The following is a 3,285-nucleotide window of genomic DNA, read 5'->3' on the forward strand; positions in this document are numbered from 1 at the left end:
TCTGCCCCGTCCCGGGCAGGCTTACGGTACCGGCATAGGCAATGTCGTTAATATACACGCCTCCAATCACTGCTATCAACATCAGGACAAGCAGCACCCTCACGTTGAAAACTATGTTGTAGCGCCAATACTTCATCTTTGTCAGACTGTTCTTTTGCCAATACATAACTACCTCCAATGATACTACTTACATTTATTAGCTTTCATTAAAAAACGATATAGTTAATGTTAAATATTTGACATCTCTATAGTTTATTTACATCAAACAACCATTATTTAAGTTCGCTGTTGCCATACTACATGTCGTGTATATATACCTTGACAATGTCACATTACAAACTCTGCAATTAAAAGATATCTGAACCACGATTTAACGGATTAAGAGATTATCAGGATTTATGTTCGAGCAGACCCTTTTTTCCTGTGAATCCTTTAATCTGCGTAATCCTATTTTAGACAATCCCTGATGTTTACTTAAATGTGACATTGTCAAAATACATATAATAATAATAGCACGGGTGACATTCTTTTGTCAAATGTCAAGGTAGAGAGCCGCTGTAGTGGCAGTAGATTGCACTACCCGCTCCCGTTGGTCGCTTACTCCAAAAAAATTGTTCCTGTAAATATTTCTGTGATGAACTTGACAACGTCACATTGCCAAATGTCTACAATAAAAATGTCTGAACCACGATTTAACGGATTACACGGATTATCAGGATTAGATTAAAGGCAGGGCTTAATCTTTTTTTTCCTGTAAATCCTTTAATCTGTGTAATCATGGTTCAGACAATCCCTATGTTTACTTAAATGTGAACTTGTCTCATAAGGCAACTCGCCCTGTTGAATTTACCGTCATTTTTAAGTTAATATATCGTCAATGGTGTAACGATAAGATAAACGCTATATTATGAAACAGAGCGATAAGGGAGGACAAGGTAATGCAAAAGAAGTTAAGGACATTGTTGTTGGTATTTAGTGTTACATGGATGTTTGTGGTGTTTTTACACACGAATGTACCTGGTGTAATGATAGGGATGACCAATGAGGAGCTTACACGGCAGTCTTCGCTGGTGGTTGTGGGCAACGTAGTGGATAAGCAGTCGTTCTGGAATACGGAGGGGACGACGATTTATACGGGTGTCACGATAAACGTTAAGGAGGTAGTCAGGGGGGAAGCGACCCCGGAAACCATAACTGTCCGGTATGAGGGAGGCGAGGTTGGAGATATTGGATTGAGGGTATCCGATACGCCACAGTTTGAAAAGGGCGAGGATGTCCTGGTGTTTCTCAGTCCGGTTGCCAATGTATCTGGCAGAGGGGTATCTGATACCTCCGGGTCATTTTACGTAGTTGGCAGCGGTCAGGGGAAATACTCGGTGGAGATGAACGCCATTGCCACGCGAGGTGGATTCTCCGTAATAAACGACAATAAAGGCAAGGCGTTAAAGAACGTCATTCCGTTAAACGAGCTTAAAGAGCAGATAAGGAGCGTGCAATGAACAACTGGGTCTTAGGAACGTGTCTTTTGCTGCTCGTCTCTCTGCTGATGTTCACCACAAATGCACATGCCTACGGGGTATGTAAGACCGGCGGTGGAGCCACTATAAAATGGGCAACAAATAACGCAACAGTCTATGTCAATCCCTCATCAGGTCCTTCCGGGGCAACAAGTGCATTGCAGGAAGCTATGCAGACGTGGTCAACGGTTGCAACATCGGGTTTTTCATTCACCTATGGAGGCACCAGCTCATCGACAACCTACGACTCAACTGACGCAATGAACCTAATACTCTTTGGAACGTTTTCAGACCCAAGCTATAGCAATACGTTAGCGTTAAACCAGACGTGGTTTTATAACTCAGGGCAGATCATTGAAAGCGACATAAAGTTTAACCTTGCCTATACCTGGGCAACCGACGGGTCAGCCACTGCACATGATGTTCAGAACATAGGCGCTCACGAGTTGGGACATTCCCTGTGTCTGATTGACTTGTATAGCGGCGCTGACACGGAAAAAACAATGTATGGCTACGGCTCTAAGGGAGAGACAAAGAAGCGCACCCTAGACCAGGACGACATCAATGGCATCTCTTACCTGTATCCCGGCTCATCAACCCCGGCTCCGACACCAACGCCCACACCAACTCCGACACCGACGCCCACGCCAAACGTGAAGCATGACTCCAACGACTTCAACGGCGACGGTAAAAGCGACGTCCTGTGGCAGAACACATCGTCAGGACAGGTTGGTATCTGGCTTATGAACGGCACTGCCATTTCAGGTACCGGTTCCCCGGCAACCGTAGCCGATTCCTTATGGCAGATCAAGGGTATAGGAGACTTCGACAATAACGACGGAAGCGACGTCCTGTGGCAAAACGATTCAACGGGGCAGGTGATCATCTGGCATATGAACTCAACCTCGATTGCAGCCGTTGGTTATCCGGCAACTGTGGCCGATCACTCATGGCAGACCAAGGACGTGGGCGACTTCAATGGCGATGGCAGGAGTGATATCCTCTGGCAGAATACCTCAACCGGTCAGGTGGTCATATGGCTTATGAGCGGAGCTGCCATATCGTCTGTTGGCTCTCCGGCGACCGTGTCCGATCTGTCGTGGCAGATCAAGGGCGTGGGCGACTTCGATAGCAACGGCAAGAGCGACATCCTGTGGCAAAACGATTCAACGGGGCAGGTGGCCATCTGGCACATGGACTCAACCTCGATTGCAGCATTAGGTTATCCGGCAACCGTGGATAATTCCGCATGGCAGATCAAGGACGCAGGCGATTTCGACGGCAATGGTAGCAGCGATATCCTATGGCAGAACAGTTCAACGGGCCAGGTGGTAATATGGTTTATGAGTGGATCTGCCATTTCAGGCACCGGCTCCCCGGCAACCGTAGCCGTATCATGGCAGATCAAGAGAGTTGGCGACTTTAACGGCGATGGCAGAAGCGACATCCTCTGGCAAAACAATTCAACGGGCCAGGTGGTAATATGGTTTATGAGTGGATCTGCCATTTCAGGCACCGGCTCCCCGGCAACCCTGCCGCTGTCATGGCAGGTTAAGTAAGGACCATAGGGTCAAGGAGGCCGCCCCCTTGACCCTATTATTTTGTCTATCAAATATCATGCCTGAAAAAACCTGCGTCATTTTAGTATATAGGGGTGAACTGTATCCTCTTTATATTTCATGGTAACTACGCTTTTATGCATCATGGATTCCTGGTCAAGCCAGGAATGACACACTTGGAAAACGCCTGTAACTGTCATTCCTGCGAA

The 3,285-nt window shown here is 46.8% G+C and carries 2 protein-coding genes; both read left to right on the plus strand.

Annotated features, from left to right (window positions below):
- Nucleotides 1–938: 938 nt before the first annotated feature.
- Nucleotides 939–1,499: a hypothetical protein gene (locus tag HWQ67_RS15035; protein ID WP_218253509.1), complete on the plus strand. Its 561-nt coding sequence runs from the start codon at nt 939–941 to the stop codon at nt 1,497–1,499.
- Complete coding sequence (locus tag HWQ67_RS20135) at nt 1,496–3,076, plus strand: FG-GAP-like repeat-containing protein (protein WP_304413903.1); 1,581 nt, start codon at nt 1,496–1,498, stop codon at nt 3,074–3,076. Before HWQ67_RS15035 ends, HWQ67_RS20135 begins: the two co-directional genes overlap by 4 nt.
- The last annotated feature ends 209 nt before the right edge of the window (nt 3,077–3,285 follow it).

This window comes from Candidatus Magnetobacterium casense (assembly GCF_019173545.1).
GTDB lineage: Bacteria > Nitrospirota > Thermodesulfovibrionia > Thermodesulfovibrionales > Magnetobacteriaceae > Magnetobacterium > Magnetobacterium cryptolimnobacter.

What these genes read in the sequence shown, in the direction of transcription:
- HWQ67_RS20135 (WP_304413903.1), top strand. Translation starts at nt 1,496, where the DNA reads ATGAACAACTGGGTCTTAGGAACGTGTCTTTTGCTGCTCGTCTCTCTG.
- HWQ67_RS15035 (WP_218253509.1), top strand. Translation starts at nt 939, where the DNA reads ATGCAAAAGAAGTTAAGGACATTGTTGTTGGTATTTAGTGTTACATGG.